Here is a 16,720-nt window from a genome sequence, read left to right on the forward strand (position 1 = left end):
CGGCGTGACCACATCACGCGGCTGCGCCACCTCGGTGGCGGCTTTGCCGGCAGCCTCGGACTCGCGCACCCAGCGGCGCAGCATGTTCGCATTCAGCCCGTTGGCCAGCGCCACCGCGGCCACCGACGTGTTCGGCTGGCGTGCCAACTCGATGATCCGTGCCCTGAACTCGTCAGAGTGCCGCCGCCAACTGCGCTTGGGCGGTGCCGCAACCGCTGTGTTCGTTTCCAAAGTGTCCATGTGTCCACGCAAAAGTCCGTGGACACAAGCATCCTTGGCCGGCTATCGAACTTCAATGTGGGTTGGCCGGACGCATACGCTGCGATGGGCGGCGTGCGCGGCTGCACCCACTTGCGCGAGTTGCTGGGAGTGATGGCGACCGTCGCCTTCCAAACCGTTCCAGGCTATCGCCGCCACCAGCGGCTCCTTCGCGGAGATGCACCCCTCGTAGCAAACGAGCCTGATCATCAGATGGGCAAATGCTTGAGCTGGGATTTCGATGGCCCTGTCATCGCGCGCATCGCGCCGCAGTTCATCGGCTACCGCCCAAAGGCACCGTCGCGCTGAGACATCGCTGCGCATCGAAGAACTCTTGTGCAACGCTGGCCAGCGTCACGCAAAACAGCAACCCATGAACCCCACACACTTAAGAGCCGACGAAGTCGGTCGAACAATCCGATGCGGGCCGACCTGATGGGGGTGGCTGATGACCGCAGCGGGAACGCGGCCAGCGATCGTGACCAGCTAACTGAAATGCAGAGAGTCCCGCATTTCAATTTGAAGGCGGGGCACATTCTTATGCTGAGCCGGCCAGCGTGGGCGGTGAGCCGAAGCTCCTCCTGCCTTTCGGTATGTGGACATCCCATCGCAACCATGCCGGTCTCGCGATAAACGAAGCCCGCTGGTTGCGGGCCGACCCTGAGCTCAACCACTATATGCCTGCCAGCGTGAGACTTTCTGCTGAGTCATTGCGAGCAATAGAAGCATTTTGAGGAGAACTCCCCGAGGCGAGGACCGGAAGTCGGTCGCCTGTCAGACGCGAGCTCTTGGCAGGAAGAGATGCCCGACGAAGGGCTTCCGAGGGCAATTCCCCGAATAGCATCTTGTATTCGGAAGAGAAACGCCCCAGGTGGCAAAAGCCGTACTCCAGCGCCACCTCGGTCACGCTGCGCACACTGCCGGTCGAGGCGTGAAGGCGATGGTAGATGCGGCGCAACCGGCGTGTCTTGATGTATGCATGCGGCGTGATGCCTTTGGCCCTCTTGAATCGGTCGTAGAGCGTCCGGACGCTTACATTGGCTAGCCGCGCCAAGTCAACGGCGGCCACGTCGGCACCCGCCGCCGAGTCGATGTAGCTGTCAATCAGGCCGAAGAAATCGGCATCTTCTGAAGAGCCGACAGTAGCTGGTAGGTTGTGGGGAAGGACTTCCATCAACTTGGTGACAACCAAAGCGCCAATTGATGTGCCCACCGGGTGATTGGCCAGTTCGCGCTGATCAGCTTCCAAACACAACAGCTCGATCAGCTTCCAAAAAGCACCGTCCTCTTCCAACTGAAATGCGCCGGCATTGAAGTGGAGCCCACCAGACGGCACATAGCCAACTTGATCGATACAGCAGGAATTGATCAGCGCAACGGGAACCTTGACGATGAGTTTGACGCAGTCGTCGGAGTACTCGAGGGCCACGGGATCCGAAGGATTGATGAGGGCGCCAGCGCCTGACGTGAGAACGAATACTTCGCTCTCCGAATAACGCACCTTGCAACTTCCCTCAAGGACCATCTGCAGGTGGTACTCCTGTTCCAAGCCAGAGGAATTGCTGACCACGACGTGATCGCCGTAGGTCAACTTGCTGAGGCCGATAGAGCCCAGCTTCTTGTAGTTCAGCGTCGCCTTGGCGGAGTTGCGGCGCAGTTCGATGGAGTGATTGCCGATATGGCTCCTGACGAACGCGGATACTTCGTAGGGACTCGCCCTATGAAGGACCCTGCCTGATTTCAGCAGCATCTGTTGACCGACCATAGACACCCCGCAGATTTTCGATCTTCATCCATGCAGACCTGTGCCAGGAAATCTAGGAGTCCGGCAAGAGGGCATGCTTCGTCAGCACTTCCAGAGCATGCCGAATGTGATTGGCCAGGGAAGCCTTTGCCCTGTCAATATCGCGCCCCATGACTGCCTCAAAGATTTCCTGATGCTCGTCATGCACGTCGGCAGGAACTGGCGCCTTCAACGCAGAAAGGCGCCGATAGCGCTCGGACTGCTGATACAGCAATTCTCGAAACCGTTTCATCCATGTCGATTGGCAAGCGGAAACAAGCGCCTCGTGGAACAAACGGTTGCGCTCTTCCCAATCGTCGAAAGCGCCTGCGGCGTCCGCGCGCAGCCGATCTTCGGCAAGCGTCAGCCGGTGAAACGCGCTGACCACGCCAGCTTCCCACTCGTCTCTGCCCCGCTCGATACTCTCGCCCAGCGCCTCGCATTCGATCAGGATGCGGGTCCGGGTCAGATCCTTGAGATCCGAAAGCGACATCGGCGCCACCCGAAAGCCCCGTTGCTCTTGGGACACCACCAGCGAGTCCGAAACGAGCAGGGCCAAGGCTTCGCGCAACGTTCCGCCGCTGACGCCATAGGCCGTCTTCAGGTGCTCAATGCGCAGTTTGTTTCCGGCCGCATGACGGCCATCGATGATGTCTCTGCGCAACTGTCGATAGACAGTTTCGATGAGCGTGCGCGGTGCCCCGGCCGAGTCGGGCGCGACTGGATGCGTTGAGGGTGATGTCTGAAGCATCTGAACGCCGGGCGCAGTCATGAACAGGAAGAGGTCAGTCTCTGAAAAGTGAGCGCAAAGATAGCATGTGACACGCCTCTACCGCGTCGAATCGTGCTCAATGCTGGTACACGGCGGACACCCCAGCATGCTCGTGCCGCGACCGAACGATGGCCAGGCCCAAGGCCGCGATGACCAATGGTCCGATCAACGCCAGATAGAAACCGGACGGGCCACCCCGCTCGAGGAACCAACCGCCGCTGGCGGAGCCCACGATCGCGCCCACGCGTCCCAGGCCGATGGCCCAGCCGGTCGCCGTAGCACGCAAGGCCGTGGGGTAGACCTCCGCCACCATGTAGTTCAGCACGAGCTGTTGCCCCCCGATGCCGAGGGCGGCGACGGCGGCCAGAACAAGCACAAGCGTCCAGTTCGTGCCGCTATTTGCCAGGGCGACGCACATGGCGATGCCAAGCACGAACATCCCCAGGAGCAGCTTTCTGGTGTTGACTTTGGGCAAGATCGTTGCGAACGGTATCGCGAAGATCACGAACACGGCGTTGACCACAACCGTACCCAGCGGCGCCTGCTCGGCGGCGAATCCGGTCGCCTTCAGCACTGTTGGAAACCACGACAGGAACATGAACCAGGCGACCCAGTTGAACATGTAGATCAGCCAGATAGCTGTGGTGTTGCGCGCCATGCCCTGCGAGAACAGGGAGGAGACGCTGGGCTTGACTTCCGATTCAGGAACAACGTAGCGCACGCCGGCCGGGATGCCCGTCGCGATCTTCCGGATGATGCGCTCGATCTTCGCGCTGGTGTCGCTGCCCTTTGAGCGCGCGATGAAGTGCAGCGATTCGGGGACGAAGAGGAAGATCACGACGAGGAGCACCAGCGGTACCAGCCCGCCGACCACGAAGATGCCCTGCCACCCCGTGTGCGGAAGGATCCTGGACGCGAGCAGGCCGCCCAGGATGGCCCCGGCCGGCAATCCCAGAATGACACTGGTCATCGTGGCGCCCCGGCTCTTGGCCGGGCAGTACTCCGCCGTGAGCGCAAGGACGATCGGCGTCGCGCCGCCCATGCCCAAGCCGGCGACGAAACGCAGCGCCAGTATCTGATCGGTGCTCGTCGCCCAGGCCGTTGCCAGAGACGCTATCGAAAAGACGGCCACGGCCCCACCGAGTGTGGGACGTCTTCCAAATTTATCGGCCAGGAGGCCGAACGCCATGGCGCCCAGCACCATGCCGATGATGCCCGCCGTCAAAATTGGCGCGAGCGCGGCGGCCTTCAGGTTGAACGCCTGCAGGATCGCTGGTCCGGTGAAGGCCATGGACTGCGTATCGAAGCCGTCACAAAGCGTGACTAAAAAGCAGAGGATGAAAATCCTCCATTGCAGCGCGCTCAGCGGCGACTGATCGATGAGGTCGGGTATGGACTTGGTTTCTGTCATCTCGTCTCCTGTTTGTTCGTATCGGTTTCGCGGAGGTCATCCGGCACCGAAGGTCGGGAACGATCGGCCGGCCGCCAGCGATCCCGCGGTAAGGATGGCGTTGAGCACCATCGTGTGATCTGCGACACCTTTTCCGACAATGTCGTAGGCCGTCCCGTGCGCGACCGTGACATGCGGATAGGGCGGCCCGAGGACGATGGCGATGTTCCCCGAGAAGCCCCAGGTCTTGATCGCGATGTGTCCCTGATCGTGGTACATCGCCAGCACGATGTCGTGCTGGCCCTCGATGCATTGCCTGAAGACCGTGTCAGGACTCACTGGTCCGGCAACCAGGATTCCGGCGGCACGGGCTCGTTCTATGCCCGGCACGATCTGCTCTTCCTCTTCCGTGCCCTTGGCATGCGGATTGAAACCCGCGACCGCAATCCTCGGGCGCTTGATACCCCAAGAGCGCAATGCGGCGTCGAGCTTGCGTAGCGTCTGCTCGATCAAATCGCGGGTGATGAGCGTCGAGACCGCACCGAGCGGCACGTGATCCGTCAGATGCGCAATCCGCAGTGCGCCGGAAGCCAGGAGCAGGTACTTCTGGCCTGGCTCGTTGATGACGCGGTCCGCAACGCCGGCCATCTGCATGGCGACGGCACTGATCGGTCCCATGACCGTCGCGTCGAGCGCGCCAGCCCGGGCGAGGCGGTCCGCTTCGTCAAGCCAGTCGGCCGACGCTTTGCCGCACGCGATGGTGTCGACGCCGACGATGATGTCCCTCGGATCCAGGGCGCCGGAGTCGATGATGTCGAGCACGCGGGCGCTGTCCGAGCCCTGGTCGGGCGCGTCGATGATGCGAACAGAAACGCCCGACGGGAGCAGCGGCAGCACCTGCTCCATGGCAATCGCGCTGCCGAGGAGTACGGGCCTGCATTCCTCGTGCAGCCGGCCGGACGTCCAGGCCTTGGCAACCACCTCCGGGCCAATGCCGCTGGGATCGCCGATCACCACTCCGACGCGGGGGCGAGCAAATGCAGGCGGTGTCGTATGTGTCATGTCTAATTTCAACGGTGGGGTCGGGTTGCGGCCTACAGGTCGTCTTCTGAGAACTCGAAGGCATGGCGTTCGCCCTTGGCGCGGCGCTCCGCTTCGAGCGCGCGCAACTCCGACCGGCGGATCTTTCCGGAGAGCGTCTTGGGCAGTTCGGCAAATTCGATGCGCCGGATGCGCTTGTACGGTGCAAGTCTGTCGCGACAGAAGGCCAGAATGTCGCGCGCGAGCGCCTCGGAGGCCGTCTGTCCTGTGGTCAGCGTCACGATGGCCTTCGGCACCGAGAGGCGCAGTGGATCGGGACTGGGGATCACTGCCGCCTCCGCGACGGCGTCATGCTCGATCAGCACAGACTCGAGCTCGAACGGACTGATGCGGTAGTCCGACGCCTTGAATACATCGTCCGCCCGGCCCACATAAGTGATATAGCCTTCGGGATCGCGCTTGGCGACGTCACCGGTGTGGTAGCGGCCCTTGCGCATGACCTCCGCCGTCTTGGCCGCGTCATCCGAATAGCCGAGCATCAGGCCGAGCGGCGCATCCGGCCCGGCGCCGAGTTCGAGGCAGATCTCGCCTTCTTCCGCCGGCTCTTCGTCGGAGTCGACGAGCGCGATGCGGTAGCCCGGCAAGGGGCGTCCCATGCTGCCGGGTTTGACAATCTGGCCCGGCGAGTTGCCGATCTGGCAGGTGGTCTCGCTCTGGCCGAAGCCGTCGCGCAGCGTCAACCCCCAGGCCCCCTGGAAGCGGGCGATGACTTCGGGATTGAGCGGTTCGCCGGCACCGATGAGTTCGCGCAGGCTTACCTTCCATTGCTTGAGGTCCTCCTGCATCAGCATGCGGTAGACCGTGGGTGGCGCGCACAGCGTGGTGACACCCCGGTCCTGCAGGACATCGAGCAGGGCTTTGGCAGAAAAGCGCGCGCTGTTGTAGATGAAGATGCAGCAACCTGCATTCCACGGCGCGAAGAAGCAGCTCCATGCATGCTTGGCCCAGCCGGGCGACGAAATGTTCAGGTGCACGTCGTCCTTGCGCAGACCCAGCCAGTACATGGTGGACAGATGGCCGACCGGATAGCTCTGGTGGCTGTGCAACACCAGCTTGGGCTTGGACGTGGTACCCGATGTGAAATACAGAAGTAGCGGGTCGCTCGCGAGCGTCTTGCCCAAGGGTTCGAAATGCGCAGACGCCTCATACGCGCCGTCGAAGGCATGCCAGCCATCCGGGCGCGCGCCGACCGCGATGCGGGTGTAGTCGCCCGGCAAGTTCGCGAACTTGGCCAGGTGATCGGCACCAGCGATGACATGGCGCACGTTGCCTCGCTCGAAGCGATCGATCAAGTCCTCATGCGACAGCAGCGTGGAGGCCGGGATCACCACCGCGCCGAGTTTCATGGCGGCAAGCATCGCCTCCCACAACGGGCGCTCATTGCCCAGCATGAGCAAGATGCGATCGCCGCGGCATACGCCCAGGCTGACCAGCCAGTTGGCCACGCGCGAGGAACGTTCGGACAACTGGGCGTAGGACCATTTCTCCTCGGCGCCGCTTTCACCGACGATCCACAGCGCAGGACTGTCGTTGCCGCGTGCTATCTCATCGAAGTAATCCAGCGCCCAGTTGAACTCATCCAGTTGGGGCCACCGGAACTTGCGCACCGCAGTGTCATAGTCGGTGCGATGCGACTGCAGGAAGTCACGCGCTGCGATGAAGCGCTGATAGCCATCTCGGTTCACCGGCATCTCCTCAACCTGCTGACGGCGATGAGGCCGTTCGATTCAGAAGATCGAGCGCTACGTCGACGATCATGTCCTCCTGCCCGCCGACCATGCGCCGGCGGCCGAGCTCGACAAGGATATCCACCGTCTTCAGCCCGTACTTGTTCGCGGCGGCCTCGCTGTGCCGCAGGAAGCTCGAGTAGACGCCCGCATAGCCGAGCGCCAGCGTTTCACGGTCCACGCGCACCGGTCGGTCCTGCAGCGGGCGAACGATGTCGTCCGCCGCATCCATCAGTTTGTACAGATCGCAGCCGTGTTCCCAGCCGAGGCGCGTGGCGGCTGCGATGAAGACTTCAAGCGGAGCATTGCCGGCCCCGGCGCCCATGCCCGCCAAGCTGGCGTCGATCCGGTCGCAACCCTCCTCGACCGCGACGATGCTGTTGGCCACCCCCAGGCTCAGGTTGTGGTGCGCGTGCATGCCGGTTTGTGTCTCGGGAAGCAGGACGTCCTTGAATGCGCGGAACCGGTCGCGCACCTCGTTCATGCTCAGCGCGCCGCCCGAATCAACGACATAGCAGCAGGTCGCGCCGTAGCTCTCCATGAGCTTGGCTTGCTGAGCTAGACCCTGCGGTGTCTGCATGTGGCTCATCATCAGGAAGCCAACCGCCTCCATGCCCAGGTTGCGCGCAGCCTCAATGTGCTGTTTCGATACGTCGGCCTCCGTGCAATGCGTGGCCACGCGCACGATGCGCGCGCCGGCCGCATAGGCTTGCTTCAGATCATGAACGGTGCCGATTCCCGGCAGCAGCAGCGTGGCCACCTTGGCGTGGCGCACTTCGCTGGCGACCGCCTCGATCCACTCCACATCGCTATGGGCTCCGAAGCCGTAGTTGAAGCTGCCGCCCTGCAGACCGTCGCCATGAGCGACTTCGATCGAATCGACCTTCGCGTCGTCGAGCGCGCGCGCGATCTGTCTTGCCTGCGCAATGCTGTACTGATGTCGGATCGCATGGTTGCCATCGCGCAGCGTGACGTCCGAGATGTAGATCTTCTTCATTGACTGCGTCCTCAAGCCACCACTGCGTTGCCGAGCGTTCGCCGAGCCAAGCGTTCTGCCGTGGCCAGCGCAGCACTGGTCATGATGTCGAGGTTTCCGGCATAGGCCGGCAGATAATGTGCGGCCCCTTCCACCTCCAGAAAGATCGAGGTTTTCAGACCCGACATGCGCGTGCCAATGCCCGGGACATTGAGTGGATTGGAAACCTCGATACGATCGAACTGCACCGCTTGCTTCAGGCGATAGCCGGGCACATAGTCACGTACCGCCGCCGCCATGCGTTCGACCGATTCCACGATCGCGCTCTCATCTGCGAAGTCGCTCAGCGTGTAGACCGTGTCGCGCATGATCAGCGGCGGCTCGGCAGGGTTCAACACGATGATGGCCTTCCCCTTGGCCGCGCCGCCGACGACTTCGATGGCTCTCGATGTCGTCTCTGTGAACTCATCGATGTTTGCACGCGTGCCCGGTCCCGCGCTCTTGCTTGCAATGCTCGCGACGATTTCGCCATAGTGAACCTTGGCAACTCGTGCCACCGCCGCAATCATGGGGATGGTGGCTTGGCCGCCGCAGGTGACCATGTTGAGGTTGGGCGCGTCCAGATGATCGTCCCCGTTGACCACCGGGATGCAGTACGGACCAATGGCGGCCGGCGTCAGGTCGATCATGCGCAGGCCGGGCCGCAGGCGACGCAGGAACGCATCGTTGTGGACGTGGGCGCCGGCAGACGTGGCATCGAAGACGACATCGAGCGTTTCAAACACAGGGAGCCGCGCCAGGCCTTCCACTCCCTCGTGGGTCGTGGTCACACCCAGCCGTTTCGCCCTGGCCAGGCCATCGGACGCCGCGTCGATGCCCACCATCGCCACGACCTCGACATGTCGGCCATGTCGCAAGGCCTTGATCACGAGGTCGGTGCCGATGTTGCCGCTGCCAATGATGGCCGCACGCAGTTGACGACTCATCGCTTGCCCCTCAGACCATGCGGCAGCTCACGCTGCCGAGCGCGCCGATGCGCGCATGAACGAAATCGCCAGAAACCACGGGCACCATGGGACCCAACGCGCCGGACAGAATCACTTCGCCGGCACGCAGTCCCTGCCCTCTTTCGGTCATGGTGCGGGCCAGCCAGTACGCCGCGCGCAGCGGATGGCCGAGACACGCGGCACCCGTGCCGATGGAGAGGAGTGCACCGTTCAGGCTCATCTGCATGCCCAGCTCTCCCAGGGAGAGCGCGCCGACCGCCAGCGGCTGATCGCCCAGCACGAACAGCGCGGAGGACGCGTTGTCGGCCACCGTGTCTACCAGGGTGATCTTCCAGTCGGTGATGGCGCTGTCCACGATCTCGATCGCAGGCAACGCATATGCAAGGCAGGAGAGAAACTCGGCCCAGCTGGGCATGGTATCGCCGAGGTCGCGCCCCATGACGAAGGCGACCTCAGCCTCGACCTTGGGCTGGATCAGGCGGCTCATCGGAACGTCTTGCCCGTTCAGGAACTCCATGTCGTCGAACAGCACACCGAAGTCAGGCCGGTCCACGCCGAGTTGCTGCTGCACGGCCTTGGACGTGAGGCCCACCTTCTTGCCGACGATACGCCGGCCGGCCTCCAGTTGCGCTCGCGTGTTGATCTCGGCCACGGCATAGGCCGCCTCCAGGCCTTCGATGCCATGGCTCTCGGAGATGCGGCCAATAGCCTCACGGTGAGCGCGCGCCTCGCGCAGTGCGAGCGCGGCCTGGGCCACGGCGCCGGACCGATTGGGAACCGTGGTGCTGGACAATGCGTTCATGCGGCCCCCGCGCCTTCGCCGGCAAAGAAACGGCTGGCTACCGCATTGAACTCATCGGGAGCCTCGTACTGAGGCCAGTGCGCGGCATTTCCCTCCATGACATGAATGCTGCTCCTGGGAACGCGCGCGGCAGCCGACTGCGCGGCCTCCAGGTCGTGGATCGGGTTGTCCCGGGTCCACAGGAAGAGTGTCTCGCATTGAAGCTGCTCGAGCGGAATAAGAAAATCGTCATGGCGCTGCATGATCGCGTTGATCTGGGGAGCGACGCGCCGCGTCTCTGGTGCCAAGTAGATGCGCAAACGCAGGTCGATAAGCTCTTCCTGCAGCAAGTGGTGGTTGCTCGGATGCATGAGCCATTGCATGCGGGCCGTCACGGATTCGCGCGTCGGCGCGGAGTCCACATTGCGCTTGTTGAGCCCCATGAAAGTCATGAGATCCTGCTTACCCTTTTCCGAAACCACGGGAATTCCGGCCGCGGTGTTCAGCATCAGCCGCCGCACCCGATGGGGATGCTTCGCCGCGAAGAGACCGGACACCCAGCCACCGAGCGACTCGCCTGACAGGTGCGCTGCTTCGATCTCGAGGGCATCCATCAACTCGGCAACCTGGTCGGCGAAGATCGCCGGGCTGTAGTCGTCGTTCTTCTTGTCCGACAGGCCATGCCCCACGTAGTCGAATGCAATGACATGAAAGCGATCCGACAGGGGCATGACGTTTTTGGCGTACGCCTCCAGATGGCCGTTCATCCCGTGTTGGAACAGGATGACGTCCTTGTTCCCTTTGCCCGCCTCGGCGATGCGGATGCGGCCGAAGCTGGGGGTCTGCACGTAGCGAACCTCGACGCCGAGAAAATCAAGCCACAGACTCACGTTACTTTCCTTGAATAAGTAAATTGCTGAACATCGCCCTGATCCGGGAGCTCCAAATCAGGTGTATGCGTTCATGAAGGATTCATGCGGCACTCCGGTGTGATACAGGAGGCCGCGCGACGCCTGGTCCTCGGTCCAGGTCACGACAGGCTTGTCTCTTTGCGCCTGATAGCCCAGGCCTGCGAAGGTCTCGTTGCGGTTGCCGGAGGGGTCAAAGAAGTACAGCGTCTCGCCCCGGGTCAATCCGTGACGAGTCGGTGGCACATCGATATGAACCCGGTGCTTGGCAAGCACATCGGCCGCCTTGAGGATGTCGTGCCACGAATCGAGGAAGAACGAGATGTGATGCATCCCGGCTGTCGGGCCGCCAACGAAAGCGATGTCGTGGGTCTTGCTTGAGCACGAGATGAAGGAGCCGAATTGCAGGGCGCCTTCCGGTCCGACGGTCAACTGCTCGGTCTGGAAGAAGTCCAACGCATCCACGAAGAAACGCGTGTTCTCCGCCACCTTGTTCACGCCCTTGGCCGGATCGAACTCGCACACCAGGGCACAGTGGTCCAGCCAATGCACGCCCGCGCCTCGGATGCTGTCCGGCCAGGGATCGGGGTTAATGGAGCCCACGTCGGTGCCGACGCATTCCTTCTGCGCATAGAGGCGCATCTCATGGCCGCTGGGCATGGCAAATCGCAACATCCGTCCGCAAGCAGGCAGAGAGTCGGGCGGCAGCACCTCCACCGCCAGGCCATGGCCCTTGATTTTCTCTGCCAGTTGATCGAGTTCGGCGTCGCCGGCAACCTTGTAGGCGACATGATTGAAGCCTGCTCGGTCTGAGGGCGTCAGGACGAGCGAGTACTTGTCCCATTCGTCCCAACACTTCAGATACGCATTGCCTTCGCCATCCCTGTGCGTGAGCCGCATGCCCACGACTTGCTCGTAATGCCGGATCGCAGCTTCCAGGTCCATCACTCGAATGCTGATGTGCCCAATTCTCATCACGCCCATTTCGTCTCCTTTATGTGCAACAACATGCAGATTTAACGGTCCTGCGCCCAGGTCGGCCAGCCTCTACCCTGCCCCAGCGCCCTCTCCATCCCGCCGAGCACCTCCACCTTCAGATCGGACAAGGGCTTGACCCGGCAAGCGAGACAGAAACCTTGCTCTTCCTGTTGCAGCGATACATGCGCGCGGCTCATGGTCCCAGCCTTCGACACGTGACCAGTGAGAACACGAATCTTGCAAATGCCGCACCCCCCGTTTCGGCAGCCGGACGGGATGCCCTTTCTCCGTAGCCCGACCATGCCTTGCAGCAGCGTCTCAGAGCCTGGACACCGGAAGGTGTCGCCGCCTGGCGAAACCTGAATCTGAAAGGCATGCACCTCATCTGACCTAGACATAAAACAAGCAGGCCCTTCGCGCGACAAAAACGTCGCGATTTGAAGATTTAGTTAGTAATTGTCGATATTTTATTCTTTTGTTGGTTTTCTATGATGGTAGAAACCCTCATTCATCCTCATGCTCAAACATCCAGAGCGAGCGCTGGAGCGGTCGGCAAGTTTGTCGGCCTGGATGCACATTGCCCTGTCAGTGAGGCCGCAGAAGCCATAAGAGCATCGAGGACCACCGAGCCAGCGGTGCCGACATTCCCAAGATGAAGCTGCAACTCGAGGCATCCTGTCCGAGCCGCGAATGGGCATGAAGGCTATCGGCAAGACTGCCAACATCACGCAGGCCGCTCATGCTGCGGGCGGACAGGGAAGCTTCGTCGACGAGAACGACCACGTCGAGCGAGCGTGCGAAGCCGAGGCTCGGTCACCGCGAAGCAGCCGGTTCGAGTCCTGTTCCGGTCGACGTCGCTGTGATCGCGGCGCAAGGACCAGTGGCGTATTGGCAGGCAAGTGGAGAGAAGAGGTCAGGACTGCAACATGCGGATAAGGAACTGCAGCCTCTGGATAGTTCGCAAGCGGCGTCGTCTCTATGCTTGGTCAACGTGCGGCAACGTGACCGCACCCATCAAAGCAGGAGACAAACTTGGACTACGATCTGATGCGCCGCAAGATCGCGGGCGCTGTTCAGGAGGATGCCAGCAAGGGCATCTTCCGCATGAAGCGCGAGGTCTTTACCGATGCCGAGCTGTTTGAGCTCGAGATGAGACACATCTTCGAGGGCAACTGGGTTTACGTGGCCCACGAGAGCCAGATTCCCAACCCGAACGATTTCTTCACTACACACATTGGCCGGCAGCCCATCTTCATCGCCCGCAACAAAGAGGGCCGGCTCAACGCCTTCATCAACGCCTGCGCCCATCGTGGCGCCACCCTGTGCCGCACCAAGAAGGGCAACAAGGCAGTCCATACCTGCTCCTTCCATGGCTGGTCGTTCAACGCCAACGGTAGCCTCGTCAAAGTCAAGGACCCCGAGGGTGCGGGCTACCCCGACGCCTTCAATCAAGCCGGCTCGCACGATCTGAAGAAGGTACCCCGGTTCGAGTCCTACCGCGGCTTTCTGTTCGCCAGCCTCAGCGCCGACGTGCAGTCTCTGACCGACTATCTGGGCGAGGCGGCAAAGCTCATCGACATGATGGTCGACCAGTCGACGCAAGGCCTGGAAGTGGTGCGCGGCGCATCGACCTACGTTTACGACGGCAACTGGAAGCTGCAGGCGGAAAACGGCGCCGACGGCTACCACGTCACCGCCGTGCACTGGAACTACGTGGCCACCACCTCCCGACGAAAGGCCGGTCTGTCCATCGACGACGTCAAGGCCATGGAAGTAGGCACCTGGGCCAAGCAGCCAGGTGGCTTCTTCGCCTTCGACAACGGCCACATCTGCCTGTGGTCGCGCTGGCCCAACCCGCAGGATCGCGCGCTGTATGAGCGCCGCGCCGAGCTGGTCGAGCGCTGCGGGGAGGCCCGCGCCGACTGGATGATCGGGCATGCGCGCAACCTGTGCCTGTACCCGAATCTGTTCCTGATGGACCAAATGAGCTCGCAGATCCGAGTATTCCGCCCCCTGTCGGTGGACAAGACCGAGGTGACCATTTATTGCATCGCGCCGAAGGGCGAGAGCGCTGAGGGTCGCACCCATCGTCTGCGTCAGTACGAAGATTTCTTCAACGCCACTGGCATGGCCACACCCGATGACCTGGAAGAATTCCGCGCCTGCCAGGAGGGCTACAACGGCCGCCTGGCACCGTGGAGCGATCTCTCCCGAGGCGCCAAGCACTGGATCGACGGTCCGGATGAAAACGCCCAGGCTATCGGCATGAAGCCCGAGATGTGCGGTGCCCGCCCCGAGGACGAGGGCATCTACCTGGTGCATCACAAGTACTGGGTGAAGAAGATGCAAGAGGCCGTTGACGCCGAGGCCGCCATCAACTCTGAAGGAGTGGGGCAATGAGCTTCAGCCATGACGAGGTCCGCGACTTCCTGTACCGGGAAGCGCGCTACCTGGACGAGAAGAACTGGGACGCCTGGCTGGAGCAGTACTGCAAGGATGTGGAGTACTGGATGCCATCCTGGGACGACGATGGGCTGCCCACGGCCGATCCCCAGAAGGAGGTGTCACTGATGTATTACCCGCGCCGCGACGGCCTCGAGGATCGGGTCTTTCGCATCCGCACTGGGAAGTCGGCAGCCAGCACGCCGCCGCCGCGGACCGGGCACAACCTGTCCAACCTGGAGATATTGGAAAACGGCGACAACGCCTGCACGGTCCAGTACAACTGGGTCACCTACACCACGCGGCACAACGTCGTGGACCACTACTTCGGCACCACGACCTGCCGCCTGGTTCGCCTCGACGCCAACATCCGCATCCAGAAGAAAACCATCCTTCTCAAAAGCGACTACATCCACCAGGTGGTCGATATCTATCACGTCTGAAGGGCCACGCTGCGCCTCGCACCTCGCACCTCGCACCTGCACGACGGTCAGGGTGCAATATCGATGACCTTCATCCAGGAGCCCTACGTGCATCGCACGATCGCATTGAATTTCGAAGACGGCGTCACTCGCTTCGTCGTCTGCCTACCTGGCGACACCATTGCCGACGCGGCCTATCGCCACGGCGTGAACATCCCTCTGGATTGCCGCGACGGCGCCTGCGGTACCTGTAAATCGATCTGCGAATCCGGCACCTTCGAGATGACGGGCTACGTGGAGGAGGCACTGAGCACCTCAGAGGCTGCTGAAGGGTACATCCTGACATGCCAAACACGTCCGCTCTCTGATTGCTTGATTCGAATTCCCAGCAGTTCCGTCGCCTGCAACGCAGCCGACAACACGGTGCGCAAAGCCCGCATCTCGCGCCTGGAAATGCTGTCTGCCAGCACCATCGGGTTGGAGCTGGAAGGCCCGGAGATCGAGACGCTGCATTTCCTGGCGGGCCAGTACGCCAACCTCTATGTCCCCGGCACAAACGAAGTCCGCGCCTATTCCTTCAGTTCCAGGGTGAGCCACGGCAAAGTCAACTTCCTCATCCGCAATGTGCCGAACGGCAAGATGAGTGCGGCGCTCTCCGGCATTGCAAAGGTCGGCGACGAGATTCGTTATCGCGCGCCCTTCGGCAGCTTCTACTTGCGCAAAGTAGAACACCCTCTGCTGATGATTGCCGGCGGCACCGGCTTGGCGCCCTTTCTCGCCATGCTGGAACAGATGGCCAATGCTTCCGCGTCGGTACCGATACATCTGCTCTACGGAGTCACCCGCGAGGATGATGTGGTGGGCCTCGATTGGCTCGACGAGTTCAAGAAGCGCCTTCCCACCTTCGACTACACCGTCACTGTGGTCGACACTGCGGTTGACGGTCGACACAAAGGCGTGGTGACCGACTACTTGAAGCAGAGTCACTTCCACGATGGCCGAGCCGATCTGTACCTGTGCGGTCCGCCTCCGATGGTGACGGCGGTTGAACAATATATACGCGACCAGGGAATGACACCAGCCTCAATGCACTTCGAGAAGTTTCTTCCGAGCACATAGTGTTGACGCTGATCGACAAATTGCCACCGAGGTAAAGATTCCTCGGATGCAGGCACAGTGATGGTACGCAGGGCCTGTTCCTGCAAAGGCAGGCAGGGTAGTGACAGGGCCTTTCGTCCAATGCAGCCGTCAGCTGCGGGAACAAGGCAGGTAGTGTTTCGGCCCAGATGCTGCCCACATATCCAGCGACCTCTCCCAGCAACATCGGCAGATGTGATGCATATGTACCGTCGCGCCCCCCCGGGTCGACGGAATCAGCGACAAAGCCTACTGATCGATCAGCGCTTCCCCGAGGGTCGATGCTGGTCAGCAGGCGCATGTCGACGGCCGGCTTGAATGCCGAGGCAGACGCTGGGAACCAACCAACATGGTGGTATCGTCGGGCGGCGAATCGCCCCTGCGAGACACCTTATCGGTAGTGCTATTCGAAGTCACCGGCGAGAGCTTGAGCCCGGACATCACCTGCACGCGCTCGCCCAGAGTGCGTGGAAAAGCCGCCAAGGTGTTCGATGGCGAGCTGTCAACTGACCTCCCGGCCTTCGACCTGATGCAGGTGAACGCTTGCGAGGCGCCGGCACTGGGCCCGGCCGCCAACTGCCGAGAGAGGTCTTCGTTGTGTATCGTTGCGGTGTGGCGTCCGCGAAACGATCCTGACTTTGGACCATCGCTGGTTTTGGGGATCGGCCTGGGACTTTCGGAGAGCGGAAGCTGTCGGCGCCGGTTGAACTTTGACCCACCGGGGGTGCGGCGGATTTCTTGGACTACCGTTGGAGGTAGTTCATGTATTCATACGAAGATCGAGTTCGCGCAGTACAGCTGTACATCAAGTTGGGCAAGCGTTCTGGGGCGACCATTCGCCGGCTGGGCTACCCGACGAAGAATTCCCTGAAGAACTGGCATGAGGAGTACGAGCGACACCACGACCTGTCGCACGGCTATGTGCGCTCGAAGCCGAAGTACTCTCAGGCCCAGAAGGAACGGGCCGTCGAACACTACCTCGAGCACGGGCGCTGCATTGCCTTCACCGTCAAGGCGTTGGGCTATCCGGGCCGGGAT

Annotated in this window: 16 protein-coding genes and 1 pseudogene; 5 read left to right on the top strand and 12 right to left on the bottom strand. The window is 61.8% G+C overall.

The annotated features are described in order from the left end of the window. The coding region (locus tag Q392_RS34235) for a transposase (RefSeq protein ID WP_157007775.1) at window positions 1–240 on the bottom strand (240 nt) is incomplete at its 3' end. An 18-nt stretch (window positions 241–258) separates the two neighbouring features. Between Q392_RS34235 and Q392_RS32265 the strand changes: the two genes are divergently transcribed. After that, the gene (locus tag Q392_RS32265) at window positions 259–567 is read left to right on the top strand and encodes a DUF2889 domain-containing protein (RefSeq protein WP_157008211.1); all 309 of its coding nucleotides are present in this window, start codon (window positions 259–261) and stop codon (window positions 565–567) included. Window positions 568–931: 364 nt separating this feature from the next. Here Q392_RS32265 and Q392_RS24230 read toward each other — a convergent pair whose 3' ends face one another. The 11 genes from Q392_RS24230 to Q392_RS24280 form a co-directional block, all read right to left on the bottom strand. Further along, window positions 932–2,008, bottom strand: coding sequence for an AraC family transcriptional regulator (locus Q392_RS24230; RefSeq protein ID WP_169748339.1), 1,077 nt, complete (start codon window positions 2,006–2,008; stop codon window positions 932–934). A 67-nt stretch (window positions 2,009–2,075) separates the two neighbouring features. After that, a complete protein-coding gene (locus Q392_RS24235) occupies window positions 2,076–2,792 on the bottom strand; it encodes a GntR family transcriptional regulator (RefSeq protein WP_051953923.1) in 717 nt (238 codons plus the stop codon). A 97-nt stretch (window positions 2,793–2,889) separates the two neighbouring features. After that, window positions 2,890–4,224: an MFS transporter gene (locus Q392_RS24240; RefSeq protein WP_038213869.1), complete on the bottom strand. Its 1,335-nt coding sequence runs from the start codon at window positions 4,222–4,224 to the stop codon at window positions 2,890–2,892. A gap of 36 nt (window positions 4,225–4,260) precedes the next feature. Further along, window positions 4,261–5,217 carry a PdxA family dehydrogenase gene (locus tag Q392_RS24245; RefSeq protein WP_211260290.1) on the bottom strand — a complete coding sequence of 319 codons (957 nt, stop codon included), beginning with the start codon at window positions 5,215–5,217 and terminating at the stop codon, window positions 4,261–4,263. 80 nt (window positions 5,218–5,297) lie between these two features. Continuing rightward, entirely contained in the window at window positions 5,298–6,989 is a 1,692-nt protein-coding gene (locus tag Q392_RS24250; RefSeq protein ID WP_245610798.1) for an AMP-binding protein, read from the bottom strand. Between the two features lie 10 nt (window positions 6,990–6,999). Then, on the bottom strand, window positions 7,000–8,028 hold the full coding sequence (dmpG, locus tag Q392_RS24255; RefSeq protein WP_038213879.1) for a 4-hydroxy-2-oxovalerate aldolase: 1,029 nt from the start codon (window positions 8,026–8,028) through the stop codon (window positions 7,000–7,002). Between the two features lie 11 nt (window positions 8,029–8,039). Then, complete coding sequence (locus Q392_RS24260) at window positions 8,040–8,993, bottom strand: acetaldehyde dehydrogenase (acetylating) (protein WP_038213882.1); 954 nt, start codon at window positions 8,991–8,993, stop codon at window positions 8,040–8,042. 10 nt (window positions 8,994–9,003) lie between these two features. After that, window positions 9,004–9,816 (bottom strand): 2-keto-4-pentenoate hydratase, encoded by an 813-nt coding sequence (locus Q392_RS24265; protein ID WP_051953921.1) that lies wholly within the window; start codon window positions 9,814–9,816, stop codon window positions 9,004–9,006. Continuing rightward, window positions 9,813–10,685: an alpha/beta fold hydrolase gene (locus Q392_RS24270; RefSeq protein ID WP_038213895.1), complete on the bottom strand. Its 873-nt coding sequence runs from the start codon at window positions 10,683–10,685 to the stop codon at window positions 9,813–9,815. The genes Q392_RS24265 and Q392_RS24270 overlap by 4 nt, the downstream gene beginning before the upstream one ends. 57 nt (window positions 10,686–10,742) lie before the next feature. Further along, entirely contained in the window at window positions 10,743–11,687 is a 945-nt protein-coding gene (locus Q392_RS24275) for a catechol 2,3-dioxygenase (RefSeq protein ID WP_038213908.1), read from the bottom strand. Window positions 11,688–11,719: 32 nt separating this feature from the next. Next, window positions 11,720–12,079: a 2Fe-2S iron-sulfur cluster-binding protein gene (locus Q392_RS24280; RefSeq protein ID WP_038213911.1), complete on the bottom strand. Its 360-nt coding sequence runs from the start codon at window positions 12,077–12,079 to the stop codon at window positions 11,720–11,722. Window positions 12,080–12,728: 649 nt separating this feature from the next. Here Q392_RS24280 and benA point away from each other — a divergent pair. From benA to Q392_RS32270, 4 genes and pseudogenes are all read left to right on the top strand, one after another. Then, window positions 12,729–14,081, top strand: coding sequence for a benzoate 1,2-dioxygenase large subunit (gene benA, locus Q392_RS24285; RefSeq protein ID WP_038213930.1), 1,353 nt, complete (start codon window positions 12,729–12,731; stop codon window positions 14,079–14,081). Beyond that, window positions 14,078–14,566 carry an aromatic-ring-hydroxylating dioxygenase subunit beta gene (locus tag Q392_RS24290; RefSeq protein WP_038213914.1) on the top strand — a complete coding sequence of 163 codons (489 nt, stop codon included), beginning with the start codon at window positions 14,078–14,080 and terminating at the stop codon, window positions 14,564–14,566. Before benA ends, Q392_RS24290 begins: the two co-directional genes overlap by 4 nt. 63 nt (window positions 14,567–14,629) lie before the next feature. Continuing rightward, window positions 14,630–15,664 carry a benzoate 1,2-dioxygenase electron transfer component BenC gene (benC, locus tag Q392_RS24295; protein WP_051953922.1) on the top strand — a complete coding sequence of 345 codons (1,035 nt, stop codon included), beginning with the start codon at window positions 14,630–14,632 and terminating at the stop codon, window positions 15,662–15,664. Window positions 15,665–16,444: 780 nt separating this feature from the next. Then, window positions 16,445–16,720 (top strand): annotated as a pseudogene (locus tag Q392_RS32270) (IS3 family transposase); the annotation flags it as partial.

The sequence above is a fragment of the Xenophilus azovorans DSM 13620 genome (genome assembly GCF_000745855.1).
Classification (GTDB): domain Bacteria; phylum Pseudomonadota; class Gammaproteobacteria; order Burkholderiales; family Burkholderiaceae_C; genus Xenophilus; species Xenophilus azovorans.